Raw genomic sequence first — 26,006 nt, 5'->3', positions numbered from 1 at the left:
TTTATGTAATTGATGGGGAAGTCATCGATTAGTTGCCGGACGAGGACAGCCCCTTATAAAATTTTAAAACTTAATTTTCATGAAGATTTAAAAATGACAAGACATTTAAATTAATAGGAAGGGATACCCATAGGGCACGCGGCAGTCCCAGAAGAAGCAGGCAACAAAAAGAAGCAAAACGGGCTGCCCTTCAGGGCTGTCCGTATAAGAAAGAAAGCGTGAAAAATAAGCAGACAGCCCTCGCTGTGCATAAGATTCTTTTCAACTCAATCTTCCTTTCAGTTGATTTCGTTGTAAAGAACGTAAATCTCGTGTTCACACTCGATTTACTATCATTAAAAAGAAGCCTGCTAAGGCATAGAAAGAAAAGAAGCGGCAAAAGAAGCAGACATCAATCCCCACAAATTAAAAAAACGGAAAGTCCCCAAGGACAATCCGTATCGATATTTTCTATAAACTTCTTATTTCCAATAATCTAACTTAGTTGCATCTATTCCAATGCTTTCAGCTTTAAATACTGGGTTTTCGCCTCTATCTTTTTGTCTCTTGTAATCGTCTAATGCTCTTAGTGCATATTTGCCAAGGATAAAGATTGAAGGTATGTTAATTAAACACATGATTCCCATTAATAAATCTGCAATATTCCAAGCTACATCCATCTCCATTGTCGCTCCGACAAATATTAATATTGCTGCAATAATTCTATAAATAATCATAAATCCCTTTTATGGGACTTTTTTGTTTAGATAAGTAAGACATGAATCGCAGTAATATAAATTTCCAAGTAGTGTTGTAAATGCAAATAGTGCAAGTGCAACTGTGATAAATATATTTCCATAATGTCCAAATACTGTAGATAATGATGCTTGTACAAATGGTGCTCCTGCAAGTTCTTCTGTTGGAGTGATGCCAGATGCAAGTGACATAAATGCTGTTGCTGAACAGATTACTAATGTATCAAGGAATACTGATATCATTTGAACTAAACCTTGTTTTACTGGGTGAGATACTGATGCTGATGCTGCTGCATTTGGTGCTGAACCCATACCAGCTTCGTTTGAGTAAAGTCCTCTTTTAATTCCTTCTACCATTGCTGATCCTGCAATTCCACCAAAGATAGCCTTGAAGTTAAAAGCGTCTTCAAATATTAGTGCAAACATTGATGGCACATTTTCTATATTTATAACTATCATTATTATTGCCATAACTACGAAGATTATTCCCATAAATGGTACAAGTAGTGATGTGAATTTTATAATTCTCTTGCCGCCACCTAGGATACAATATCCTGAGATTAATGCAAGTATTGCTCCTATGATGTATGGTGTTTGTTTTGGTGTGTAAAAGCTGTAAACTTTAAATGAATCTTGGAAGTTAAAGGATGCAAGCATATTAAATCCAACTGCATATGTAGCGATAAGTGCTATTGCAAATATTACTCCAACTGCTCTTGAGCCAAGTCCGTTTTCGATATAATATGATGGTCCTCCGTAGCTTACTCCGTCATCTCCACGCTTTTTATAAATTTGTGCAAGTGTGGATTCAATAAATGCTGATGCGCCGCCTATAAGTGCGATAAGCCACATCCAAAATACTGCTCCAGGTCCTCCTAAGCAAATTGCATTTGCAACTCCGACGATATTTCCTGTACCTACTCTTGATGCTGTTGATACCATAAGTGCTTGGAAAGATGATACGTCGTCTTTGCCTTCTGGTTTTTCTGTGATTACTCTAAATGATTCTCCTAAAAATCTTATTTGGATAAATTTTGTTCTGATTGTAAAATAAAGTCCACATGCTATTAATACTATTATTAGAATAGGGTAGTAGAGTACTCCATTTACTGCAGATAGCATTTTTTCAAATATTGCCATGATTTCACCTCTTAGTAAATATATAAATTTAATTCTTTGGATAAGAATTCCAACATTCTAACTCCACAGTATGAATTCCCGTGGCTGTCGAGCCTTGGTGAATATACTGCAAGTCCAGTATTTTTATTAGATGCAGTTACTATGCCGCCGCCAACTCCTGATTTTGCAGGAAGTCCTACTCTAATTGCAAAATCGCCTGAATAGTCATAAGTTCCGCAAGTCGCCATAAGTGATCTTAATATTCTTGATTCTCTTTCTGTAATTATTTCCTCGCCCTTTAGGTTTTTGCCATTGTTTGAAAGCACGTAGGACATATGAGCAAGATTTTCTGTGTTTACAAGTATGGAACAAGCTTTAAAATATGTATCTAGCACTTCTTCTACTTGTATATCGTTAGGTATTATTCCTCTTGAAAGCATTAAATAAATTAAAGTTCTGTTTGTGAAAGAAGATTCTTTCTCTGACTCTGCAATTTCTCTACTGTAGTCAACATCATCACCTAGAAATGCTCGCGCTTTTTTAAGAATAATGTCAAAAGTTTCGCCTTTATAAATATTATATAAAATTGCAACTATTACTATTGCGCCTGCATTTATGAAGGGATTGACTGGGATGCTTTTGTCTGAAAGCTCTAATTCTATGACGCTGTTAAATGCTTTTGCGGAAGGTTTTACTCCAACGTATTTTTTAAGTTCATCGACACTGTAATTATCCATTGCAATTGAATAAAGTATGACTTTTACAACTGATTGGATTGAAAATTTTACTTTGGAGTCGCCGACTGAGTGAAGCTCGTCATTTTCGATAACAGAAATGGCAATTTTATTTGCATCTACCTTTGCAAGTTCAGGAATATAATCTGCAACGGCACCTTCGTGCAAATATTTTTTGCCAAGATTTAAAGTTTTTTGCAAAACTTCTTCTGAATAAATCATTGTACTCACCTTCTTTCTGTAAATGTAATTGTTTTCCTAATTTATAGATTACAGCATGGTTATTTTATTGTCAATTTATTTTTTATTTGAGTTTGGGTGGCTTTTTGGATTATATTGGGAAGAGGGCTGCAGTCGAAGAAGTTGGGGGATTTTTGGGACTGTCCCGTAACTAATAAAAATAAAAACAAATTAGGATGATAATAATCTGTAAAAGAATTAAGTTTATGGAGTTTGGGATACCCATAGGGCACGCGGCAGTCCCCGCAAATACAAAGTACGCAGCAGTCCCATAAAGCAGGGAAAGCATCAAAAGCAGCATATGAGGACAGCCCCTTTCTTTTTTTGAATTATTCATATTAATTATGTTTACCAAAAAATGATGTTAATTTTTTAATTGCAAGGGACAGCCCTCTATGGCACGCAGCAGTTCGCTAAAGAATAGTATAAGAGGACAGCCCCTTTCTTTCAGGGCTGTCCGTACAAGAGAGAAAGCGTAGAAAAGAAGCAGACAGTCCTAAAGGACAGGCTGCTAAGGTGTAGCAAGAAAAAAACAAAAAAGCAGATTGCCCTTAGGCAGTCTGCTACAACAAAATTATAAATATTTCTTCAAATCTTCAACTTTATTTGTCTTTTCCCAAGGTAGGTCTAAATCTTCTCTTCCAAAATGTCCATATGCTGCTGTTTGTCTATATATTGGTCTCAATAGATCTAGATTTTTAATTATTGCAGCTGGTCTCATGTCGAAGTTTTCCATAATTATTTCTTCAATCTTTTCGTGAGATAATTTTCCAGTGCCAAATGTGTTTACATAAACTGATGTTGGTCTTGCTACTCCAATTGCATAGGCAAGTCCAATTTCTACTTTATCAGCAAGTCCTGCTGCTACTATATTTTTTGCAACATATCTTGCGTAATATGCTCCTGATCTATCAACCTTTGTTGGATCTTTACCAGAGAATGCACCGCCGCCATGTCTTGAGTATCCACCGTAAGTGTCTACAATAATTTTTCTACCAGTAAGTCCAGCATCAGCCATTGGTCCACCAAGGACAAATCTGCCTGTTGGATTGATGAAGTATTCTGTTTCGTCATCTAGTAAATTTTCTGGCACTACTGTTTCAATTACTTCTCTTTTAATGTCTTCTCTAATTTGTTCAATTGAAATTTCTGGTGCGTGTTGAGTTGATACTACAACATTTTTAAGTCTTACAGGTTTTTCTTCTTCGTATTCTACAGTTACTTGAGTTTTTCCATCAGGTCTTAAATAGTCAAGTGTTCCGTTTTTTCTAACTTCTGTAAGTTTTCTAGAAAGTTTGTGTGCAAGGGAGATTGGTAGTGGCATTAACTCTTTTGTTTCGTTGCAAGCATATCCAAACATAATTCCTTGGTCTCCAGCTCCAAAGGAATCTAGTTCATCTACTCCTTCTTCTTTAAATCTATCAACACCCATTGCTATATCTTTTGATTGTTCTTTTATTGCTGATAATACTGCACAAGTTGTTCCATCGAATCCGTACTTTGCTCTGTCGTATCCAATATCTTTTAATACATCTCTTGCTATTTTTTCAAAGTCTACATAAGTTTCTGTAGAAATTTCTCCAGTTATTACAATCATTCCAGTTGATGCCATAGTTTCGCATGCAACTCTTGCTCCCTTGTCTTCTGCAAGGATTGCATCTAGAATTGCATCTGAAATTTGGTCGCAAACTTTGTCTGGATGGCCTTCTGTTACAGACTCTGAACTAAATTGCCATTTTTTCATTTTTGCCTCCTATAAATTTTATATTAATTAAAAATTATCCCATAAAAAAAGCCTCACAAAAAGTGAGGGTATAAAAACCTCATCTTTCAGATTAATCTGTAGGATTTAGCACCTTCAAAAGGTTGCTGGGCTTCACAGTGCCTATTCACTCCACCGCTCTTAATAAGGTATAGTTTTTAATTTTAAATGATTATATCACAAGTCTTTGTCTAATACAATAGATTAAAGTGATTCATTAAACTTATGCCAACGGGATAAGTCAAGATACTCATTATAAAGCTCACTGTTATAATTTTTGATGCAAGCACATGGTCTGAATTCATCTGTCTTGTAAATATAAAACAGTTAACGGCACATGGTGTTGCCCAAAATACATAGGCGATGCCAAGCTCCATATTTGTAAAGCCAAGGATAACTCCAATTGGTATTAAAATTAGTGGTGCAAGTACTGTTTTTATAAATGCAGATGTAAATATTATGCCTAAATCATTTTTTGCACTTTCAAAGTTAAGGCTTGCTCCAATTAATATTAGTGAAAGTGGTGTTGATATTCTTGAAATCATTTCAACGGATTTATCAATTCCTGAGTACATAGGAATATGTAAGAAATTAAATATTGCTCCTGCAAAAATTCCAACTATCATTGGATTTTTAATTATTTTTACTAATATATCTTTTACTGAAATGTGTTTATTTTCAGACTCGCTATAATATGTTAAAAGCACAATTGCCGCCACATTGTAAAGTGTAAGTCCAAAAGCAACTACTACTATTATATGTTCAAGCGATACATTTCCTCCATAGATTATATCTAGTATTGGAAAGCCGACGTATACGAAGTTTGAACGATATGCACAATGTGCAAAGGCTGACAATTTTTTGTTATCTCTTATGCCAATTATTTTTCCTATTAATATAGAAATAAATATAAGTAATAAGATTCCTACTAAAATATAAATTACATAATTTAAATGAAGGGACTCGATTTTAGCGTTTTTAATGTCATAGAATAATTTAAATGGAAGTGCTATATAAAATACTAGCCAAGTTCCTTTGTCAATAAAATTCTCGTCTATATAGCCTTTTTGTTTTGCAAATAATCCTAAGCCTAATATAAAAAATATGGGAAAGACTATATTAAACCCCATAAATAAATTGCCCATCTTATCACCCCAATTAAATTATAGATTAAAAAATAGCACTTGTCGAGGGCATACTTTTGAAATACAATAGAGATATACTAATTTAAGGAGGAGTTATGAAAAAATTATTTGTAATTGGTGTGTCGGCTTTTGCTTTATTTTTAAGTTCAAATGTATTTGCTGCTACAAAAGTTTCTAACCAAAATGTAGTTTTAGATGGAAAGACTACTAATGTCAAGGGCTACAATATTAAAGACAATAATTATTTTAAATTAAGAGACATTGCAGCCTTACTTGAAGGAACTGATGAAGGCTTTGATGTTAAATATCACGAAGGAACTAATACTATTCACATAAGCAGAAAAAGTGATTATAATAGAATATCCGATGATTTAAAGTCTCTTAAAGATACTGAATCTAATCCTATAAATTCACCACAAAATGTTTTTGTAGATGGGCAAAAGGTTTCATTTAATGCTTATTCTATTGATGGTTACAATTATTTTAAATTGAGAGAACTTGGTAGAGTAATAGGTTTTTTAGTTGAGTTTGATAAAGAGGAAGGTAATGTAGTTATTGAAACTACTAGAAATTTAACTCCAAGACCTCTTGTAAATAATCTTGTTAAACTTGATGTCATTGGATATGCTGCAGGTTCTTATGAAGCTGAGCAAGATATTGTGAAAAAGGGAGAGCTTGATATTACAGATTTCTTTAAAAATATTGAGTCAGGTTTAATTCTTACAAGCAACGAAGGTAGAGTTTCTGCTGAAAGTTATTATATCAAAGAAGACAATGTTGTAATGGTTCACCCAATTCAAGCTAAGTTTTCAGGTACTTTTAAATACACTCCTTTTATAAGAATTAGACAGGGCAATAAGGAAGATGTATTTAGATACAATGATAAATTTGAAGTTGCAAAAACTTTAAAATCAAAGGGATTTGATCCAACGGGAGATTTTGAAATTTCACTTGGCACAAAATCCGATGATGGATTTATAGTTTATTCAACTTTTGTTTATAAATAAATTTTTACTTTATGGGTATAGATATAAGGGAGGTGTTTAAGATGGAAATTAAAAGAGATATGTTAATAGGAGAAATCCTTTCAAAAAAGCCTGAATCAATAGGTACTCTTATGAGTTTTGGAATGGGATGTATAATGTGTCCTTCCTCACAAATGGAAACTCTAGAAGAAGCCGCAATGGTTCATGGAATAGATCCAAATATAATTCTAGCAGCACTTAATAAGGACGATAAAGAAGAAGCTGAGGCTTAATATATAAGAAGTGGTGCGAGCCACTTCTTTTTTTATACATATTTTATTTTATATTGGAGGATATCATGAAAAATAAAAAATTAATTCTAGGAATGAGTTTAATTTTACTTCTAAACCCAGTGTTTGCAGCAAAGAAAATGACAATGGAAAATTCATCAAATACAGAAGTTTCAGAAGATAGGGACGAAAAAGCTAAGAGCAAGGTTGAAGAAATTAAAAAACTTTTTAACATAACTGAAAAATATGAAGAATTTAATATTTTAACTGAAGGCTATGGAAATTCTTATGAATCTGAATTTTTAAAAAATCTCACTAAAGATAAATATGTCACTCAATACAGATGGATGGATGAAAAAATTGGTGGCATTGACATAAACTATGACTCCGATGGAAATTTTATTTCATATAATAAGTGGAGTAATGATGAAGAGAAGAAGGAAGCTAAGGCAAGCTTTGAAGATGTAGAAAAGAAAATCAAAGAGTTTTTGCCAAAAGTTATTAAAGATTTCGACAAGAAATATAAGCTAGAAAATTATGAAGTAGATAAAAATGATGGAAGTTATGACTTTGTTTACAGAAGATATATTAATGACATTCCATCTTTTGATAAAACTGTAAATATTTCATATTCGCCAAGTGTGGATGAATTTAGGTCTATTGTTAAGCTTTCAAATTATGGATATTATCCAGTAAATATCGATGATTCGCAATTCAAAAATGATGCAAAGATTGATTTAGAAGCTGCAAAGAAAATATTTTTAGAAAAATTCCCATTAACTCTTTCTTATAGAGTAAGAGATGGAAAAGCTGAAAAAGTTTATTATTCTGAAGTTTTAAATATTGATGCAGCAACTGGAAAAGTAATTAGAAACACAAGTGATTTCCAAGCAGTTGAATATGCAAAATCTGCTGATAGTGCAGCTCCTACAAATTTAACTGAAGTTGAACTTAAAAAGATTAAAGATTTAAAGGATTTAAAGAGCAAGAAAAAAGCAGAAAAGATTATAAAAGAAATTGCTGGCGGCTATGAAATAGCAAATATTAATCTTTATTCAGATAAAGATGATTATTTCTACAGCACTGAACTTAAAAAAGGCGAAGGCTATGGAAATATCACAGTTAATGCAAGGACTTTAAAATTAGTTAGTCTTCACCTAAATTCACAAGACGAAGGCAAAAAAGTAAACTTTGATGAAAAAGATGTAGTTAAGATTGCTAGAGATTTTGTAGAAAAATATTCTATTAAAGACGAAGTTAATTTTGAAAAGCCAGTTGTTACAAAATATGATAAGACCTTTGAAGTAATCTTTCCTAGATATGTGAATAATCTTCCGGTTATTGGCGAGGGAATAACAGTAACTATTAATGGTGACAAGAAGGTTGTAGGATTTGATAGAAGATTTACAAAAGTTGATTTTTCCACTGCAAAAGATATTAGCTTAACAAAAGAAAAAGCTAATGAAATTTATTTAAATTCTAATGAGTTTGTGCTTAAATATCAAATGACAAAAGATGGTCCAAAACTTTTCTACGGAAGCATCAATGGAATCAATCCACTAATTAAGGGCGATAAAATCTTAAGAGATTCCAATGGAAATATAATTAATTTCAAGGAACAAATTAAGTATGAAGATTTAGATAAGGCTCGTGACAAAGGTAAAATCAATAAACTTAAAGAGATGAATATTGGTCTAATTGGCAAAAATCTCTCTGACAAAATAAATTATGGCGATTTCTTCACATTACTTGGAGTTAGAGATTTAAATTACAAATTTATTAAAAGTAATTACAAGATAGATATTGAAAATTTAAAGGCTAAAAATATAACTGAAAAAGATGCAGTGAAGTTACTTGTAATTGATAACTCACTTGAAAAATTTACAAAGGCTAAAAATATATTTAAAGATGATATATTTAAAAATCAAAAATCTCTTGGAGATTATGAGAAATATTATATAGTGGCACATGGATTTGGATATGTTGATGAGAATATAAATCCTAATAGTGAGATAACTGTGGAAGATGCGTTGTATCTTATATATAATACGATTTATTGATTTAATTAAATAAGATTAAATTTTAAAGTTTATTTTCAAGTTAAGTAGAAAATGGGGACTGTCCCTGACCGAGTTGAAAGGGGACTGTCCCCATTTTTAAAAAAGAAAGCTTAATAGGTATGACCTCGTAAAAAGAAGCAAAACTAGAAGCCTGCGACGGTTGTGGTGGAAGAGGTTGGGAGATTTTTTGGACTGCTGCGTGCCCTGGAATCAAAACGGGCTGCCCTTCAGGGCTGTCCGAAGCCTGCGACGGTTGTGGTGGAAGAGGTTGGGAGATTTTTTGGACTGCTGCGTGCCCTGGAATCAAAACGGGCTGCCCTTCAGGGCTGTCCGTACAACTAAAAAAACTTCAAAAGAAGCAGACAGCCCTCGCTGTGCATAAGGTTCTTCATCGCCTCTAATTTCGCTACGCTCATTATCGGCGTGAAGAACGCAAATTAAAATTTGCTACCATTAAAGGGCAGCCTGCTAAGGTGTAGCAAGAAAAGAAACAGCAAAAGAAGCAGACAGCCCTCACTGTGCATAAGATTCTTTACAACTCAATCTTCCCTTCAGTCGATTTCGTTGTAACGAACGTAAATCTCGTGTTCACACTCGATGTACTATCATTCCCGACTCGCTCTAAAATGCTCCTTATCCAGTCGCATTTTATTCGCTCCCTGGATAAGGTTTTTCATCAACTCAAGCTCCCTTCAGTCGCTTTCATTGTGAAAACCGCTAATCTCGTGTCTTCGACACTCGTCTCGCTACCATTAAAGGGCAGCCTGCTAAGGTGTAGCGAGAAAAGAAGCAGCAGTTTGGGACTGTCCCCGAATCTATAGCAGTCCCCGAATCCATTTTTTGCAATTGAAACTTTTACCTCTCTGATGTATATTTAATAGGGAGGCAAGTTATGACTGAAAGAGAGATTAGACAAAAAAATAGACGAAGAATGATTGCAAGAAAGAGAAAGAGACGCAGACAGATTATTTCTTTATCACTTCTTGCACTAATTGTAGTGATTATAATTAGTAAAATAGTTTCTTCTTTAAATAAATCGGATAATGATGGAGTTTCACCAGCACTTATGTGGTATTATACAAATTCTATTTCAGATGAAATTCCAGCAAAACTCTATTATTCTCCTGAGTATATTTCAAATATTACTTTAAAGCCAATTAAAGATATTGAGAAAGAATTTATAGTAAAGGGATCAAATCATTTAAAAAAGGCCTCAAAGTATGCCTATGATGCGAAGGAAATTAGAGAATTAACTAGACATAATAATTATGAGGGAAATAAAAAATTAGTATTTTTAACTTTTGATGATGGACCAAATACAAAAATTTCACCACAAGTTTTAAAAGTATTAAAGGACAACAATGTACATGCAACATTTTTCCTTGTTGGAAAAAATATTTCTGAAAAAGATAGCTATATTCTTAGAGAAATTTTGAAAAATGGAAATTCTATTGCAACTCACTCCTTTACTCACGACTATGAGTATTTATATCCAGGCAGAGTTGTAAATTCAGCTAGAGTTTATGGAGAAATCGAAAAAACTAATGCAAGGCTAAAAAAATATCTTGGAGAAGATTTTAACTCCAATGTCTTTAGATACCCAGGGGGAGAAATGTCTTGGAAAAACACAGCTGAGTCAAATGCATATCTTGAAGAGAGAGGTATTCACTGGATTGACTGGAACTCTCTTGTAGGAGATGCAGAGAAAAAATCTGTAAGACCTACGACTACAGCTGGTTACGTTGAATATGTAGATAAATCTTTGAATAAAAACAAAAACACAAAGATTGCAGTTGTGTTACTTCACGATGCTGAAAACAAACAACTCACAGCAGATTCACTTCCTGAAGTTATAAAGTATTTTAGAGATAGAGATTATGAATTTGGAGTATTGAGATAGGAGGGATTGCCTTCCTATTTTTTTGTCCAAGATTTTGAATTAAAATACAAAACTTGGGTACACTTTAATATAGAGAAAATTATTAAGTAAAAATAAATTTTTAAAGATAAGAGGATGATTATGAAGAAGAGTTTTAATTATTTTAGAGCAAACCCAGGTGGAAACATAACAGGATTCGTACTAAATCCACTATATCCTGGATATAGAAAGCCATACACTGATTGCATTAGAGAGCAAATCGACAGCAGCGTTGAACAAGTTGGTTTTATCTCTCCAGCATATGAAGGTGCTCCACTTAGAATGGATATGATGGGCGGAGAATTTTGTGCAAATGCAACTAGAGCTTATGGACTTTATTCTGCAACTTTTTATGAAACTGACGGACCAGTGGATATCGAAGTTTATGTAAGTGGTAAGGAAGGAACAACTGATGTAATTGCTAATGTTAAAGAAAGCACAGCTTATGTAGCAATTGAGCCAGCTATTTCTAAAAAAGAAATTGAAGTTGATGGAAAGAAGGGCACACTTGTAGTACTTCCAGGAATTAGCCACTTAATTTTTGAAGAAAAAGAAGATGAAAAGCTTGTAGAAAAAGCTTTAGAAGTTCTTAAAAAAGACTACAAGGACGATGCCTATGGCGTAGTTTTCTTTGATAGAGATAAAATGGAAATTATTCCACATATTTATGTAGAAGGAACAGAAACTTTAGTTAGAGAAGGTTCTTGTGGATCAGCAACAGCTGCAATAATGTATTATCTACATGACGATATTAAAGAGCTTGGAGAAGATTACAAAGAAGTAGTTAAACAACCTGGCGGAGAACTTGAAGTATTCACTTATGAATTTGAAGATGGATTGAAATATTGCGTGGGCGGAAAAGTTGAACTTTCAGAAGTAGAAAAGATTCAAATCGATGTGCCACAAGATATAATCAATGAAGTAATCGAACATCACAAAGAAGAAGTGAGAGAAAGAGAAGCTCACGAAAAAGAAGAATCCGAAGAAACAGAAACTGAAGAATAATTTAGAATAAAGAAGAAGTGTTGGTTATACCAGCACTTTTTTTAATTTTGGAGATGTTCCAGAGGTGAGTTTTTCTAATGCAGAGTAGGGACAGTCCCAAGCATGACCAAGCTTATATTTTTATAAGTATTTTAATATCCATGATTAAAAAAATTATTACACACGGGACAGTCCCAGGGCACACAGCAGTCCTAGTTTGGGACTGTCCCAGTTTTTTAAATTGATGAGGACAGCCCCTTATAAAATTAGTAAAACTTAATTTTCATTAAGATTTAATAACGACAAGATATTTAATTAATAAGAAGGGACAGCCCTCTACACAATACAGGGCACGCGGCAGTCCTAGGATACCCACAGGGCACACAGCAGTCCCAAGCATGACCAAGCTTATAATTTAATGGATATTTTATATCCATGAATTCAAAAAAATTATAAAATACGGGATACCCCCAGGGCACGCAGCAGTCCCAGGGCACGCAGCAGTCCCAAAATAATAAATACACACAGAATACCCAAAGTACACGCAGTAGTCCCAAAATTAGGGAAAATTATTGCTAATGCAGGGGAGGGACAGTCTCGAAAAAGGTGTTGGTAGTTTGGGACTGTCTCAGAAGTCAGTTTTGGTAATGAAGGGGGAGGGGATACCCACAGGGCACACAGCAGTCCCAAGCAAGACTAAGCTTATATTTTTATAAATATTTTAATATCCATGATTTAAAAAACTATTACACACGGGACTGCCCCAGAAGTCAATTTTTCTAATGTAGGAAAGGGGACAGTCCCAGGGGATGCAGTAGTCTCGAAACAAGTGAAGTCTCATAAAAAAGCAGACTAACTTATTGTCAGTCTGCTAAATCTACATATTATATACTTTTTAAAACTTCTACTAAATGTTCATAAACTCTTTGTGTTGATGGGATTGAAAGTGTTTCTTTTTGTGTATGTGCACCCCAAGTGTCTGGTCCTATTGATATTATATCAAGGTTAGGATTTTTCTTGTAGAACACGCCACATTCAAGTCCGCCGTGAGTAAATTCTTCTTTCATTTCATGACCTGCAATTTCATTGTATAGTTTTTTAACTATTTCTCTAAATTGAGATTCTTTTTTGAATTCCCATTCTGGATAAGAATGTTGCCATTCTGAGTCAGCACCGAATTTATCTGTTATTTCAATATATTTATTTCCAAATTCTTCTTCAAGTGAAGAGCTTGCATATCTTAGTGATACGCTAACTTCTATATCTTCGCCATTGTCTTTTACTATTGCAAGGTTTGAAGATGATTCTAAAACTTTTTCTTTTTCGTTTAAGAATGTGTTAGGTCCTGTTGGAAGTTCAAGTAAAAATTCTACAAATTTCTTTGTATTTTCTTCAGTCATTACTTTTTCTTCTGTGTTTGCCTTTTTGTATTCGATTTGAAGGTCGCCTTCTACATCTTTAAATTCATCTTTTACATAATCAATTGAGGAGATTAATTTGCCTTCTTCACAAACTACAAAAATTTTTCCTTCTCTTGGAATTGCATTTTGTTTTGTTCCACAGTCGATTTTTGAAAGTCTTGCTCCGGAAATTTTATCAAGCATTTCTGCAATTACTTTAATCATATTGCCCTTGTTGTTTGCGATTTCCATTCCAGAGTGACCGCCAAGAAGTCCGTGAAGATTTACTTCAAAGATTTCTCCTGAGTAGTCTTCTCTATCTGTTTTAAATTTTGCAAGTAGTAATTTTCCGCCAGCTGATGATACTGTAAGCACGCCTTCTTCTTCGGAGTCGATGTTTATTAAATAATCGCCTTCAAGGTGTTTTGCATCTAATTCTTTTGCTCCAAGCATTGTTGTTTCTTCTGAAACTGTTACAATAACTTTAAGTGGTCCATGTTCTTCTTCTGCAAGTGCAAGTGCCATTGCAACACCAATTCCATTGTCTGCTCCAAGAGTTGTGTCATTTGCGTGGAGATTATCTCCATCTACAATTAATTCAATTGGATCTTTTGAAAAGTCGTGATCAGAATCTTTACCTTTTTCACAAACCATGTCCATATGTCCTTGTAAGATTACTGTCTTTTTATCTTCACATCCCTTAGTTGCAGGGACATCCATAATAATATTATTTACTTCGTCTTGAACAACTTTATATCCCTTTTCTTCTCCAAGTTTTTTTAAGAAGTCAGAAACTGCCTTTTCATTTCCTGATTCTCTTGGAATTTGTGAAATAGCTTCAAAATATTCAAATACTTTTTGTGGTTTTAAATTCATAATATGCCTCACTTTAAAATTACTTTATGATATACTTTTTTACCCTTTTTAATAATAATTTCACCATCTTTAAAATCATCTGCTGTAATTTCTAATGATGGATCAGTAACTTTTTCATCATCAAGGCTAACTCCACCTTGTTTAATAAGTCTTCTGCCTTCTGAATTTGACTCGATTAGTCCAAGTTCAGACATTAGATTTAAAATTCCAACTGGCTCTTCAAATTTAGATTTTTCCATTTCAGTTGAAGGAATGTCTTTAGAATCTTTATCTCCACCAAAAAGTGAATGAGATGCTTCAAGTGCAGAGTCTGCAGCTTCTTTGCCGTGAATATCTTTAACAACTTCGTAAGCAAGTACTTCTTTTGCCTTGTTGATTTCTGATCCTTCAAGTTTTTCGTATTTAGCAATTTCTTTCATTGGAAGCATTGTAAGAAGTTTCATAAATTTAATTACATCTCTGTCATCTGAATTTCTTAGGTATTGGAACATTTCATATGGAGTTGTCTTCTTAGGGTCAAGCCAAATTGCTCCAGCCATTGTTTTACCCATTTTAATTCCTGCTGCAGTGATTAAAAGTTTAAATGTCATTGCATATACTTTGTCTTGTTCGATTTTTCTAACAAGTTCATATCCGCCAAGCATATTGGACCATTGGTCAGATCCACCAACTTGAAGCTTAACTCCATGTTTTCTGTATAGGTATAAGAAGTCGTAAGATTGCATCAACATGTATGAGAATTCAAAGAAAGTAAGTCCTTCTTCCATTCTGTTTTTGTAGCAATCAAATGTAAGCATTCTATTTACAGAGAAGTGAATACCAATATCTCTTACAAAGTCTAAGAAATTTAGTTTAGTAAGCCAATCAGCATTATTTTCAATATATCCCTTGCCATCAGAGAAATCTATAAACTTTGAAATTTGCTCTTTAAATCTGTTTGCATTGTAGTCAATAGTTTCTCTATCCATTAATGTTCTCATGTCGCTCTTGCCTGATGGGTCACCAATAGTAGTTGTTCCGCCACCAAGTAGTGCAACTGGAATGTGGCCATGCTTTTGCATATGTTGCATAACTCTAATTTGTAAGAAATGTCCAAGAGTTAATGAATCCGCTGTGGCATCAAATCCAATGTAGAAAGGAACTTTTTCATTTCCAAGTAATTCTTTTAATTCATCTTCATAAGTGCACTGATCAAGGTAGCCCCTCTCAGTTAGCACGTCAAATACATTTTCCATAATTCCTCCTCAAAAAAATAAAAAAAGACCTGGGGTTTTGAAAGGACGCATTCGTGGTACCACCTTTCTTCGCCAAGGCCTTGTTTAATCTAAAAGACTCCAATATTGTAATTCAGGTTGCCCCTACTGTATATCTTCAAAGTCTAAATATTCATACTATTTATGATATAATAAACGAAAACAATGAAAAAGTCAAATGGAGGCTACCTTGATAGGAATAGATATTGTAAATGTTAAAAGAATTGAAGAAATTGTACATAAACATGAAAAATTCTTAGAAAAAGTATTTTCAGAAGATGAAATAAAAAGAATTAAAGAGAGAAAAAATCCCTACGAGAGAATTGCTGGGATGTTTGCTGCAAAGGAAGCTGTGTCAAAGGCAATGGGTACTGGAATTGGAGATATTTCTTTTCAAGACATTAAACTTATTTATGATGAAGGCTCTCCTTATGCAGAGGTTAATGGAAAAGTTTTTGACCTTTCAATAAGTCATGAGAGAGATAATGCAGTGGCAATTGCAAAATTTTCTAAGAAAACTTATACAATAGAAGAAATTTTTAAAAACATGTGGATAAAAAGGCCTAATGACTCACATAAGGGAGATTATGGAAAGATTGCAATTATCGCTGGAAGCATTGGCATGACAGGATCAGCTTATCTTTCTTCAAACGCAGCTTTAAAGGCAGGAGCAGGGCTTGTATATAATATTGTGCCAAGAGAAATTCTTGATATAATTAGCATAAAATATATTGAGCCAATTGCTAAATCTTTTGATGATATAGATGAGTTAAATAAATTTTTAGAGGCAATCAATGTTATTGCAATGGGTCCTGGCATGGGACTTGGTGAATATGGCAAGAAGACTTTTTCTAATATTGTAAAGACTGATAAAAATTTATTAATCGATGCAGATGGCTTAACTCATCTTTCAAAGTCCATGGAAAGCTTAAAAGCAAGGCGAGAATTTTCTACTATACTTACTCCGCATGAGGGAGAATTTAGTAGACTCACTGGAAAAAGCATCAATGAAATAAAAAATAATAGAGAAGAACTTGCAAAAGAATTTGCAAAAAAATATAAAGTGATTCTGGTATTAAAGGGCAATAAAACAATTGTGACTAATGGAGATGAAGTTTATATTAATCACACGGCAAACTCTGGTATGGCAACTGCAGGCTCAGGCGATGTGCTAACAGGAATTATAGCAAGCTTAATGAAAAGATATAATCTCTTTGATGCAGCTAGGCTTGGAGTTTATGTTCACGGACTTTCAGGTGATGTTTTTGCAGATAAAAATTCTAAAACATCTCTTAGAGCGAGAGATTTAATTGAAAACCTTGACGAGGTTTTTCATTTTTTTGAATCATATTAAACTTAAGGGGTAAATATTTTACGTGAATTTAATAATATTTTAATTTAAATGTGTTAAAATAATTAAAAGATTGGTTAATACATATTTATAGTATACTTTGACAACGCTATAAAATAGAAGTATAATAAAAGGGGTTTTCTTTGACCTTTAAGGGTGATAATAATGATGATTAAAAGAGGAGATATCTTCTATGCAGATTTGTCTCCAGTTATAGGATCTGAGCAGGGAGGAGTAAGACCTGTCGTCATTGTCCAAAACGATGTAGGTAATAAATATTCTCCGACTACAATAGTTGCTGCAATAACTTCACAACTAAATAAAGCCAAATTGCCAACCCATGTAAATGTAAGAGCGTCAGAGGTGCCACTTCCTAAGAATTCAGTAATTCTTTTGGAACAATTAAGAACTATTGATAAGAAAAGGTTGAGAGAAAAAATAGGCAGATTTGACAAAGATGTTATGCGAGAAGTGGAGCAAGCTATAAAAGTAAGTTTGGGAACGAAATAATGGACAATACATATTTAAGGACTATCAAAGGGTAGTCCTTTTTGATTAGAAAATTTTCAAAAAGTGATTTTTATTTTATAATATAGAATAGTTTTACTCTATGTGATAAACTTATGACTGGAGATAATTTATGAAAAAAGTAAAAATTTTCGGAGTAGAAATCCAAAATATTGATGCAAAAGAAAATGAAGAAATTTTACGAAAGTTTCTAAAATCGGATAAGCTAAATAGAATCTACACTCCCAACACGGAGATTGTAATGGCTGCAAAAAGAGATGAAAATTTAAAGAATTTAATTAACTCAGCTGATTTAGTGCTATGCGATGGAATTGGTCTTGTATACGCATCAAAGATTAGAAATAAACCAATTAAAGAAAGAGTCACGGGTTTTGACACATCTATTAAGCTATTAGAGCTTGCAGATGAGATGGGACTTAATTTATATTTTCTAGGAGGCAAGGAAGGCGTGGCAAGAGAAGCTGCACAAAATGTCTCTGAGAAATATAAAAATTTAAATGTTGTTGGTTATCACAATGGTTATTTTAATTCCAAACTAGATGGAGAAAGTTCTCGAGAAGAGGAAAAAATAATCGACGATATAAATAAACTAGGAGCAGATATTGTCTTTGTAGGTTTTGGTTTTCCAAGACAGGAAAAATGGATAGATCTTCACAAAGATGATATAAATGCAAAAGTAATTATTGGAAATGGTGGAGTTTTAGATATTCTTTCTGGAAGGGCAAACAGAGCACCAGACATATTTATTAAGCTTGGTCTTGAATGGCTATATAGACTTATCAGCAATCCTTCTAGAATAAAAAGACAAATCGATTTGCCAAAGTTTTTGTTGGCGGTTTTAAGAGATAAAAATTCAGTTGAATAAGGGGAGTGAAATTTTGAACATCGATAATAAAGCAATTAATACTATTAGAATGTTATCAGTAGATCAAATTGAAAGTGCAAATTCTGGTCACCCAGGTCTGCCGCTTGGTGCAGCACCTATGGCTTATGCACTTTTTAAAAATCATATAATTAGAGATGCACATGACATGGACTGGCACAATAGAGATAGATTTATCTTATCTGCAGGCCATGGTTCAGCACTTTTATATTCTCTACTTCATGTATTTGGATACGGACTTACAATAGATGATTTAAAGGATTTTAGACAACTTGATTCTAAGACTCCAGGTCACCCAGAATACGGTCACACTAGAGGAGTTGAAGCAACAACAGGACCACTTGGTCAAGGAATTGCAATGGCTGTTGGTATGGCTTTGGCAGAAGAAAAACTTGCTAGTATTTACAACAAAGATGACCTAAAATTAGTTGACCACTATACTTACACAATTGTTGGAGATGGATGTTTAATGGAAGGAATTTCCAATGAAGCATCATCACTTGCGGGTACTTTAAAGCTTAAAAAATTAATTGTACTTTATGATTCAAATAGAATCTCCATTGAAGGTTCAACTGATTTAGCATTTAGTGAAAATGTGCTTGATAGATATAAGGCACTTGGATGGGATGTATTTACAGTTGAAGATGGAAACAATCTTGATGATATAAATGCAAAAATTGAAGAGGCTAAAAAATCTGACAAGCCAGCAATTATTGAAGTCAAGACAAAAATTGGTTTTGGCTCACCTAGAGAAGATACTGCAAAGGCTCACGGAGAACCACTTGGTGCAGAAGGAAGAAAGGCGACAAGAGAGTTTTACGAAGTTCTAGATGAAGATTTTTATATTTCAGATGAAGTTTCTGAGTATTTCGAAAAATTAATCGAAGATAATACTAAAAAGGCAAATCAAAAGAAAGAAATTGAAAAAGAATATGCCAAGAAATATCCAGAAGAATATGAAAAATTCATAAATAGTCTAAATCCAGAAAAGACTGAACTTCTTGAAGAAGATTATTACAAGAGCTTCGAAAAAGATATGGCTACAAGATCTGTTTCTGGAGAAGTTTTAAATAAATTAGCTAAAGACAATAAACTTATTTTTGGCGGATCTGCTGACTTGGGTCCATCAAATAAGACAACTTTAAAAGGCGAAGAATACTTCTCAACTGAAAATAGAGCTGGAAGAAATCTAACTTTTGGAGTTCGTGAACATGCAATGGGTGCAATCACAAATGGAATTTTGCTTCATGGTGGACTTAAAACTTATGCAGCAACATTCTTAGTATTCAGTGATTATCTAAAGCCAACTATTAGACTTGCATCGCTAATGAATATTCCAAATGTGTTTATATTCACACATGACTCAATTGGAGTTGGAGAAGATGGGCCAACACATGAGCCAATTGAACATTTAGCAATGCTTCGTTCAATTCCAGGCGTAATTGTTCTTAGACCAGCTGATGGATGCGAAACTGCAGCTTCACTTAATATTGCATTTAACTCAAAGAGCACTCCAGTTGTACTTGCACTTTCAAGACAAAACTTGCCACAACTTGAAAATTCATCTAAAGATGGACTAAAGAGAGGTGCTTACATCATCAAAAAAGAAGAAGGAGAGCTTGAAAAAATTGTAATTGCAACAGGTTCTGAAGTTTCACTTGCAGTTGAGGCAGCAAAGGACATGAAGGGAGTTCGCGTGGTGTCCATGCCTTCCATGGAATTATTTGACGCACAAAGTTCTGATTACAAAGAAGAAATACTTCCTAAAAATATAACTAAGAGAATTTCAATTGAAGCACTTTCATCCTTTGGATGGCATAAATACGTTGGACTTTCTGGACTTACAATTTCACTTGATGGATTTGGAGCAAGTGGTAAGGGAGCAGAAGTCTTTGAAAGATTTGGATTTACAGTTGAAAATATTAAAAAGAAAATAGAAGAATTTTAATAGTAATTTTAATTTAGGAAGGGATTTTCTCTTCCTATTTTTTTGAAATAATGGGAGATTGAATGGTAAATTTATTAAAAAATAAAAAATGGGCAATTATTTTTAGTTTATTTGCAATGCTTTTATGGGGCTCTGCAATCCCAATGATTAAAAATATTTATGTCTATGGAAATATAACTGACACTGGCGGGAAAATTTTAGTTGCTGGGATAAGATTTTTTATTGCAGGAATTATAACTTTAATTTATTTTAAATTATTTAGTGGCGAAAAAGTTGAAGGAAAAAGTATAAACTACAGATTAATATTTGTTTTGGCAATAACACAAACTGCAATTCAATATATGTTTTATTATATTGGACTTTCAAACACTTTGGGAACTATGGCATCAGTTATTCAAGCATCAAATGCCTTTATAGTAGTAATCATTTCTGTATTATTTATAAAAGATGAAAAACTGACAAAGAAAAAGATTTTGGCACTTGTGCTAGGCACTATAGGAGTTTTAATTTTAAACCTAAGAGGTGGAGAAATTCATTTTAAGCTAACTGGAGAAGGCTTTATTATTATAGCAACTGTGTTTAACGCACTGTCTTCAGTTATTATAAGAAAATACTCAAGAGGACAAAATCCCTTTATATTAAATGCAGGACAATTTATAATTGGATCACTTTTCTTAATCTTTTTGGGAATTTTTATGACAGACTCAGCACTAGATGTAAATCCAGCATTTTTGACACTACTTTTATACGGTTCATTTATATCAGCAACAGCTTTTAGTATTTGGACAATAGTACTTCAAAATCACAGCTCTTCAGAATTTGGAATTTACAAACTTTTCATACCAATTTTTGGAACGATTTTATCTGTGATAATTTTAGGCGAAGAACTTACAATAAATATTATAATCGCTATGGCTTTTGTACTTTCAGGTGCACTTGTTTTAAATAAAAAATAATGTCAATATGAAAAGCAGAAATGATATAATAAATCTGGGAGTGGTATTGTTGAAAATTAAGAGAAATTATCTTTTAATTGGCATAATGCTTTTGATATTTTTTGTTGTAATTCTTGCGAATAGAGACAACTTTTCAAAAGAGAGGACAATTGTAAGACTTAAAGGTGTTAGCACAAATGAGCCAATTAAAGATTTTAACATAACGTCAAAATCTGTTTTTGTGTGGGCAGATCCTGTTCTTTATATAACTGATAAAGAAGGAAATATAATAAATAAAGTTCAAAGAGATAGCGAAAATATAGAAGTATTTTTTGCAAATAATTATGCCTTTTTATACGACAAGGACTTAGGCGAAGTCCATATGTATTCAGAGCTTGGCGAGGAGCTTTCTAAAATTGATGTAAAGGACGAAGTTTTTAACATCACTTATGAAAATGCAAATATAATTTTCCACACAAGAGATGAAATAAACGAACATCTTTATTTAATGGGAAATGACTCCACTCTTACAGAAATATATAAGACTGGAAATAAAATTTTAACTCATGATGTAGTGGATTATAAAAACCTTGCAGTTGCAGAGTTAAAAGAGGACACAAGTGGATTTGCTTCGCTACTTTATTCAATGAAAAATGGCGAGAAAAAATCGAAATCCCTAAGTCATGAGATACTGATGTATGTAAAGACAAGTAGAAATTCTGTTTTAGCACTTACTGATAAAAATTTATATAGATTTTTGGAATCAGATGAAGTTTATAAGGAAAAAATTCCAAATGTATCAGATATTTTAGTAGATGGAAGGGACACTTACATTCTTCATTCAGGAATAATTACAAAATACAACTTTAAACTAGAGCCAACTGAAAAGAAAATAATTGCTGCAAATGTAAACAAAATGGAAAATGTCTCTGGTTCAATTTATGTCTACGGACCAAGCGATGTTGGAGGAGAAATAGGAAGCAAAGGTGAATTCTACGCAAGACTTGGCTATTCTCTTGACAAGATGCAGATAAATGGACTTACAATTGGTGCTCTTAGAAATGGAGAGCTTAGTTTATATAGCGTTGTAAATTCAAATTTAGTAGAGGAAGATGAAAACAAACTAGATACAAATTACAAAGAGGGATGAAATGGGAAATATAACGAATAATACTGACAAAGTTGCAAATGAAGCGGATATGGTCTTGAGGTCGAAGTTTAGCGGCCTTGTAGTTTGGGAGAGAATTGTTCTTGTAATAGTTGTAGTTATTGCGATTGCTGTAATAATTAAACTATTTGACAAATTTGTTGAAAGACAATTAAATTCAGAAAAGATGAAGTCAAAGGGATCATATTATAGAATCGTAACAATCACAACTTTAATTAAGAGAATGTTAAAAATTGCCCTAGTGTTTATTGGAGTTACAATAATTATGGGAGCTTTCAATATTTCCATTGCACCGCTACTTGCAACAGTTGGTATATTTTCACTGGCAATAGGTGTTGGTGCTCAAAACCTTGTAAAAGATGTAATCAATGGATTCTTTATAATTTTTGAGGACCAATATTCTGTGGGAGATTTAGTTGAGGTTAATGGAATTGAAGGAAGAGTTGAAGATTTGGGACTTAGGGTCACAAAAATTCGAGACTTTGGAAGAATACTTCATATAATTCCAAACAGCAATATTTCAATAGTTTCCAACAAAGAAAGAGCTGCTGTGAGAACAAAAATTGATTTTTATATAGATAATTCTGAAGATCCTGAATTTGTATGCGATAAAATTAGAGAAGCTATTTCAAAATATGACGATGCAAAAGAAATTGTTACAAAGCCAGACCTCTGGGGAGTTGTGGCAAATGAAAAAGACTATTATAAGCTCACTCTTGTATATTATACAAAACAAGGCGAACAGTACGACTTAGAATATGCAATTAGATCAGATATTTTGAGAACGCTTCAAGGAGAAAACATAAAAACTCCAAGAGTTAAAAATGAAATATATAAAAAGGTGGAAGAATAATGTTATTTTATGAATTAGGAGATATAGTAACTTTAAAAAAAGGTCACCCTTGTGGAGAAAATAAATGGGAAATCACAAGAAAGGGAACAGATATAAAACTAAGATGTTTAGGATGCGATAGAGTAGTTTGGATGAGTAGAATGGACTTTGAAAAAAGAGTTCGAAAAATCCAAGAAGGAGAGAAGTTTATTAGTATTGTCCATCATCACAAACCAACAGAGGATGAGTAAACTTTTAAAAGTTTAAGAAACTTTTTATTAATTTATAAAAATTATTATTTCAAAAAAATTGTTTTAAGTTATAATTTAATATTTTTATTTGGAGGGGAGTTAGGACGTTGCGATCGTCCTTCTCCCCTCCAAGCCACCCCTCAACACCCAAACGCGCTGAAAGTCCAAAAAAATAAGTCATGCTAAATTTTCAAAACTCACTCGCTTCGCTCGCTCAAACAAGTTGAAAATTTTTTACGCATGACCTATTTTTTTGTTCATTTTATATGAATTTGCCAACGCTTTAAAAAGAATAGAAAAACAAAAAAGTAGGTTTTAAGCCTACTTTTTTTAGCTTTCTCGCTGATTTCTGTATTTTTTGTCCTCGAGTAAATAATATACTAAAGCGAGGAGTCCTCCTCCTATAAAATTACCAATTGTAACAGGTACCAAGTTTTTCATAATTTCTGCTATTGTAAGTGTTGGGTCTACGAACTTTGCAACACAGAAAAGTGTCATATTTGCTATACTTTGTTCAAATCCTAAACTTACAAAGGCAAAGATTACCCAAAAAATCATTATTAGCTTTGCTGTATCAGATATTTTTCTTGTACAACTTGCAACTCCTATACAAATTAAGATATTACATAAAATTCCTTTAAAAACTAGGGTTATAAAATCATATCCAATTTTTGAATCCACAAGTGCAAAGAGTGCTTCTCTATAATTATCTGTGAGATGAGTTTTTGAGAAAAAATAAGAAAGTATAATTGCTCCTATGAAATTGCCAACATAAGAATAAATTAATATTTTTAAAAACTTTTCAAGGGATAAAATTTTATTTAAAAGTCCAATAGATGACACCAATACATTTCCAGTGAAAAGTTCTCCGCCTGCAAAAATTACAAATGTAAGTCCTAGAGAAAAGACCATTCCATTTATAAAACGCACAAAGGAAACAGAAACATTGTAAAAAATCGTGCTAGATAAAGTCATCATAAGAGTTCCAATTCCTACAAAAAATCCGGCAAGAATTGCCGCAAGTATATATTGCATTTCAGAATGGTGTAAGTAGGAGCCCTTTTTTCTAGCCGAGGCAGACACTCCTTCAATAATTTCAATATACATAAAATCCCCCAATCAATATAATAATTTCATTATATCAAATGGGGGAGTTTAATCAAAATCTCATTTTGAAAGTTTATATTTTTTCGAATCAATTGCAGTAATAAGTAGTTGACAAACTGGCATTAAAAGGTTGAAAAATAAAAATGGAAGATATGCAGTTGTGGCAACTCCCAGGACTGATGTCATATAAGTTCCGCAAGTGTTCCAAGGTATCATTGCAGAAGTTACAGTACCTCCTGATTCAAGAGTTGAGGATAGAAGATTTGGATCGATTCCTCTGTCTTCGTATTCATTTTTAAACATTCTACCAGGCACCACAATGGAAATATATTGTTCAGGCATAGTCGCATTTGTAACTAAACAAGTAATCAAAGTCGATGCAACAATTCCAACAGATGATTTCACATGGTGTAGGAATTTTTTTACAATAACTTCAAGTAGCCCGATTTCTTCAGCAACTCCACCAAACATCATGGCGATAATTGTAAGAGAAATTGAAGACATCATACTGTTAAGTCCACCTGCTGTAAGAAGCTTGTCAACTGCTTCAACTCCAGTAGTGGAAACATATCCTTCAAGTGAAGCTCCAAGTAAATCTCCAAGGTGAACCCCTTGAAATATTGGTCCAAGGACTGCTGCTGTTATAATTCCCAGCGTAATTCCAGGAACTGCTGGCATCTTCATTGCTATTGAAAGAATTACGACTACTGGTGCAAGTAAAAGAATTGGAGAAATATTAAAATTATTTTTAAGCCCTTCTGTTATTATTTCAACGCTTGATAAATCAGCAGATGCTCCAGTATATTTAAGTGACAAAACTCCGAAGATTATAAGAGTTAAGATGTATGCAAGAACTGTTGGCTTAAGCATTGCTTTGATGTGAGAGAATACATCAGTTCCAGCCATTGCAGGTGCTAGATTTGTGGTATCAGAAAGTGGACTCATCTTGTCGCCAAAATACGCACCAGACAAAACTGCACCTGCAGTAATAGGAGCAGGTATTCCAAGACCGTGGGCGATTCCCATTAATGCAATTCCCATTGTGCCAGCAGTACCCCAGCTTGTTCCCGTTGCAAGAGAGGTTATTGAAGTAATTAAAACTGTGGCAACTAAAAATATTGAAGGTCTTAAGATTAAAAGTCCGTAGTAAATCATTGTTGGAACTACGCCTGATAAAATCCAAACGCCGATTAAAACTCCAATTATTGCAAGAATTATAATTGACTGCATGGCTTGGGAGATTCCCTTAATCATTGCTCTTTCTATAAAGTCCCAATCGTAACCGATTTTTATAGCAACGAGTGAAACTATAAGTACACCAATTAACATTGGAATGTGTGGACTTTGTTCGTATTTTATAATACTTACAAACATCACTATAATAAGTGCGGCAAAGGTAAAAAAGGCCTCGCCTAAATTTGCTTTTCTAATTTCATTTTCATGTTTCTGCATAAAGTTTTCCTTCCCTCATACCTGATTTCTATAAATTTAACCTATTATAACACTAAACCAAATTTATTAAA

At 33.3% G+C, this 26,006-nt stretch carries 20 protein-coding genes, 1 pseudogene and 1 riboswitch; of the genes and pseudogenes, 13 read left to right on the top strand and 8 right to left on the bottom strand.

Going from position 1 to position 26,006, the window contains the following annotated elements; genetic code table 11:
* Nucleotides 1–461: 461 nt before the first annotated feature.
* The 4 genes and pseudogenes from KQI68_RS08660 to KQI68_RS08645 form a co-directional block, all read right to left on the bottom strand.
* Nucleotides 462–1,874: pseudogene (locus tag KQI68_RS08660) on the bottom strand (alanine/glycine:cation symporter family protein).
* A gap of 11 nt (nt 1,875–1,885) precedes the next feature.
* Complete coding sequence (glsA, locus tag KQI68_RS08655; protein ID WP_216549736.1) at nt 1,886–2,809, bottom strand: glutaminase A; 924 nt, start codon at nt 2,807–2,809, stop codon at nt 1,886–1,888.
* A gap of 592 nt (nt 2,810–3,401) precedes the next feature.
* Nucleotides 3,402–4,571 (bottom strand): methionine adenosyltransferase, encoded by a 1,170-nt coding sequence (gene metK / locus KQI68_RS08650; protein WP_216549735.1) that lies wholly within the window; start codon nt 4,569–4,571, stop codon nt 3,402–3,404.
* Nucleotides 4,572–4,647: 76 nt separating this feature from the next.
* A riboswitch (SAM riboswitch) is annotated at nt 4,648–4,740 on the bottom strand.
* Between the two features lie 40 nt (nt 4,741–4,780).
* Nucleotides 4,781–5,734, bottom strand: coding sequence for an AEC family transporter (locus KQI68_RS08645; protein WP_216549734.1), 954 nt, complete (start codon nt 5,732–5,734; stop codon nt 4,781–4,783).
* Between the two features lie 95 nt (nt 5,735–5,829).
* Here KQI68_RS08645 and KQI68_RS08640 point away from each other — a divergent pair, with 95 nt between their 5' ends.
* From KQI68_RS08640 to KQI68_RS08620, 5 genes are all read left to right on the top strand, one after another.
* The gene (locus KQI68_RS08640) at nt 5,830–6,741 is read left to right on the top strand and encodes a copper amine oxidase N-terminal domain-containing protein (protein WP_216549733.1); all 912 of its coding nucleotides are present in this window, start codon (nt 5,830–5,832) and stop codon (nt 6,739–6,741) included.
* A 41-nt stretch (nt 6,742–6,782) separates the two neighbouring features.
* The gene (locus KQI68_RS08635; RefSeq protein WP_216549732.1) at nt 6,783–6,992 is read left to right on the top strand and encodes a DUF1858 domain-containing protein; all 210 of its coding nucleotides are present in this window, start codon (nt 6,783–6,785) and stop codon (nt 6,990–6,992) included.
* A gap of 65 nt (nt 6,993–7,057) precedes the next feature.
* On the top strand, nt 7,058–9,049 hold the full coding sequence (locus tag KQI68_RS08630; RefSeq protein ID WP_216549731.1) for a YcdB/YcdC domain-containing protein: 1,992 nt from the start codon (nt 7,058–7,060) through the stop codon (nt 9,047–9,049).
* 892 nt (nt 9,050–9,941) lie between these two features.
* The gene (locus tag KQI68_RS08625) at nt 9,942–10,949 is read left to right on the top strand and encodes a polysaccharide deacetylase family protein (protein ID WP_216549730.1); all 1,008 of its coding nucleotides are present in this window, start codon (nt 9,942–9,944) and stop codon (nt 10,947–10,949) included.
* A 120-nt stretch (nt 10,950–11,069) separates the two neighbouring features.
* The gene (locus tag KQI68_RS08620; RefSeq protein ID WP_216549729.1) at nt 11,070–11,972 is read left to right on the top strand and encodes a histidine racemase CntK family protein; all 903 of its coding nucleotides are present in this window, start codon (nt 11,070–11,072) and stop codon (nt 11,970–11,972) included.
* An 863-nt stretch (nt 11,973–12,835) separates the two neighbouring features.
* Here the strand turns inward: KQI68_RS08620 and pepD are convergent.
* Together pepD and tyrS are read right to left on the bottom strand one after the other, a co-directional pair.
* The gene (gene pepD / locus KQI68_RS08615; RefSeq protein WP_216549728.1) at nt 12,836–14,227 is read right to left on the bottom strand and encodes a beta-Ala-His dipeptidase; all 1,392 of its coding nucleotides are present in this window, start codon (nt 14,225–14,227) and stop codon (nt 12,836–12,838) included.
* A gap of 8 nt (nt 14,228–14,235) precedes the next feature.
* Nucleotides 14,236–15,462 (bottom strand): tyrosine--tRNA ligase, encoded by a 1,227-nt coding sequence (tyrS, locus tag KQI68_RS08610; RefSeq protein WP_216549727.1) that lies wholly within the window; start codon nt 15,460–15,462, stop codon nt 14,236–14,238.
* A gap of 208 nt (nt 15,463–15,670) precedes the next feature.
* On the opposite strand from tyrS, the gene KQI68_RS08605 reads away from it, so the two are divergent.
* From KQI68_RS08605 to KQI68_RS08570, 8 genes are all read left to right on the top strand, one after another.
* Nucleotides 15,671–16,834: an NAD(P)H-hydrate dehydratase gene (locus KQI68_RS08605; RefSeq protein WP_216549726.1), complete on the top strand. Its 1,164-nt coding sequence runs from the start codon at nt 15,671–15,673 to the stop codon at nt 16,832–16,834.
* A gap of 162 nt (nt 16,835–16,996) precedes the next feature.
* A complete protein-coding gene (locus tag KQI68_RS08600) occupies nt 16,997–17,341 on the top strand; it encodes a type II toxin-antitoxin system PemK/MazF family toxin (protein ID WP_216549725.1) in 345 nt (114 codons plus the stop codon).
* 130 nt (nt 17,342–17,471) lie between these two features.
* Complete coding sequence (locus KQI68_RS08595; RefSeq protein ID WP_216549724.1) at nt 17,472–18,224, top strand: WecB/TagA/CpsF family glycosyltransferase; 753 nt, start codon at nt 17,472–17,474, stop codon at nt 18,222–18,224.
* A 13-nt stretch (nt 18,225–18,237) separates the two neighbouring features.
* Nucleotides 18,238–20,190 carry a transketolase gene (tkt, locus tag KQI68_RS08590; RefSeq protein ID WP_216549723.1) on the top strand — a complete coding sequence of 651 codons (1,953 nt, stop codon included), beginning with the start codon at nt 18,238–18,240 and terminating at the stop codon, nt 20,188–20,190.
* Between the two features lie 62 nt (nt 20,191–20,252).
* Nucleotides 20,253–21,146, top strand: coding sequence for a DMT family transporter (locus KQI68_RS08585; RefSeq protein WP_216549722.1), 894 nt, complete (start codon nt 20,253–20,255; stop codon nt 21,144–21,146).
* 7 nt (nt 21,147–21,153) lie between these two features.
* A complete protein-coding gene (locus KQI68_RS08580) occupies nt 21,154–22,275 on the top strand; it encodes a hypothetical protein (protein ID WP_246541282.1) in 1,122 nt (373 codons plus the stop codon).
* Nucleotide 22,276: 1 nt separating this feature from the next.
* Nucleotides 22,277–23,146 carry a mechanosensitive ion channel family protein gene (locus tag KQI68_RS08575; protein ID WP_216549721.1) on the top strand — a complete coding sequence of 290 codons (870 nt, stop codon included), beginning with the start codon at nt 22,277–22,279 and terminating at the stop codon, nt 23,144–23,146.
* Nucleotides 23,146–23,376: a DUF951 domain-containing protein gene (locus tag KQI68_RS08570; RefSeq protein ID WP_216549720.1), complete on the top strand. Its 231-nt coding sequence runs from the start codon at nt 23,146–23,148 to the stop codon at nt 23,374–23,376. The genes KQI68_RS08575 and KQI68_RS08570 overlap by 1 nt, the downstream gene beginning before the upstream one ends.
* 330 nt (nt 23,377–23,706) lie before the next feature.
* Here the strand turns inward: KQI68_RS08570 and KQI68_RS08565 are convergent, their stop codons facing one another.
* Nucleotides 23,707–24,483 (bottom strand): formate/nitrite transporter family protein, encoded by a 777-nt coding sequence (locus KQI68_RS08565; protein WP_216549719.1) that lies wholly within the window; start codon nt 24,481–24,483, stop codon nt 23,707–23,709.
* Nucleotides 24,484–24,543: 60 nt separating this feature from the next.
* Nucleotides 24,544–25,935, bottom strand: a complete 1,392-nt coding sequence (gene nhaC / locus KQI68_RS08560) for a Na+/H+ antiporter NhaC (RefSeq protein ID WP_216549718.1) — start codon at nt 25,933–25,935, stop codon at nt 24,544–24,546.
* Nucleotides 25,936–26,006 lie beyond the last annotated feature (71 nt).

Source organism: Peptoniphilus ovalis (assembly GCF_018919265.1).
Lineage (GTDB): Bacteria > Bacillota > Clostridia > Tissierellales > Peptoniphilaceae > Peptoniphilus_A > Peptoniphilus_A ovalis.
The sequence above is the reverse complement of the archived record's forward strand: the minus strand, read 5'-3'. Positions and strand labels throughout refer to the sequence as shown.

Bases quoted from the DNA above. Each gene is read 5' to 3' on its own strand.
- KQI68_RS08625 (WP_216549730.1), top strand. From the start codon at position 9,942: ATGACTGAAAGAGAGATTAGACAAAAAAATAGACGAAGAATGATTGCA.
- KQI68_RS08645 (WP_216549734.1), bottom strand. From the start codon at position 5,734: ATGGGCAATTTATTTATGGGGTTTAATATAGTCTTTCCCATATTTTTT.
- KQI68_RS08600 (WP_216549725.1), top strand. From the start codon at position 16,997: ATGATGATTAAAAGAGGAGATATCTTCTATGCAGATTTGTCTCCAGTT.
- KQI68_RS08640 (WP_216549733.1), top strand. From the start codon at position 5,830: ATGAAAAAATTATTTGTAATTGGTGTGTCGGCTTTTGCTTTATTTTTA.
- tyrS (WP_216549727.1), bottom strand. From the start codon at position 15,462: ATGGAAAATGTATTTGACGTGCTAACTGAGAGGGGCTACCTTGATCAG.
- pepD (WP_216549728.1), bottom strand. From the start codon at position 14,227: ATGAATTTAAAACCACAAAAAGTATTTGAATATTTTGAAGCTATTTCA.
- KQI68_RS08595 (WP_216549724.1), top strand. From the start codon at position 17,472: ATGAAAAAAGTAAAAATTTTCGGAGTAGAAATCCAAAATATTGATGCA.
- KQI68_RS08635 (WP_216549732.1), top strand. From the start codon at position 6,783: ATGGAAATTAAAAGAGATATGTTAATAGGAGAAATCCTTTCAAAAAAG.
- KQI68_RS08585 (WP_216549722.1), top strand. From the start codon at position 20,253: ATGGTAAATTTATTAAAAAATAAAAAATGGGCAATTATTTTTAGTTTA.
- KQI68_RS08630 (WP_216549731.1), top strand. From the start codon at position 7,058: ATGAAAAATAAAAAATTAATTCTAGGAATGAGTTTAATTTTACTTCTA.
- KQI68_RS08620 (WP_216549729.1), top strand. From the start codon at position 11,070: ATGAAGAAGAGTTTTAATTATTTTAGAGCAAACCCAGGTGGAAACATA.
- KQI68_RS08570 (WP_216549720.1), top strand. From the start codon at position 23,146: ATGTTATTTTATGAATTAGGAGATATAGTAACTTTAAAAAAAGGTCAC.
- KQI68_RS08575 (WP_216549721.1), top strand. From the start codon at position 22,277: ATGGGAAATATAACGAATAATACTGACAAAGTTGCAAATGAAGCGGAT.
- KQI68_RS08565 (WP_216549719.1), bottom strand. From the start codon at position 24,483: ATGTATATTGAAATTATTGAAGGAGTGTCTGCCTCGGCTAGAAAAAAG.
- glsA (WP_216549736.1), bottom strand. From the start codon at position 2,809: ATGATTTATTCAGAAGAAGTTTTGCAAAAAACTTTAAATCTTGGCAAA.
- KQI68_RS08580 (WP_246541282.1), top strand. From the start codon at position 21,154: ATGAAAAGCAGAAATGATATAATAAATCTGGGAGTGGTATTGTTGAAA.
- metK (WP_216549735.1), bottom strand. From the start codon at position 4,571: ATGAAAAAATGGCAATTTAGTTCAGAGTCTGTAACAGAAGGCCATCCA.
- nhaC (WP_216549718.1), bottom strand. From the start codon at position 25,935: ATGCAGAAACATGAAAATGAAATTAGAAAAGCAAATTTAGGCGAGGCC.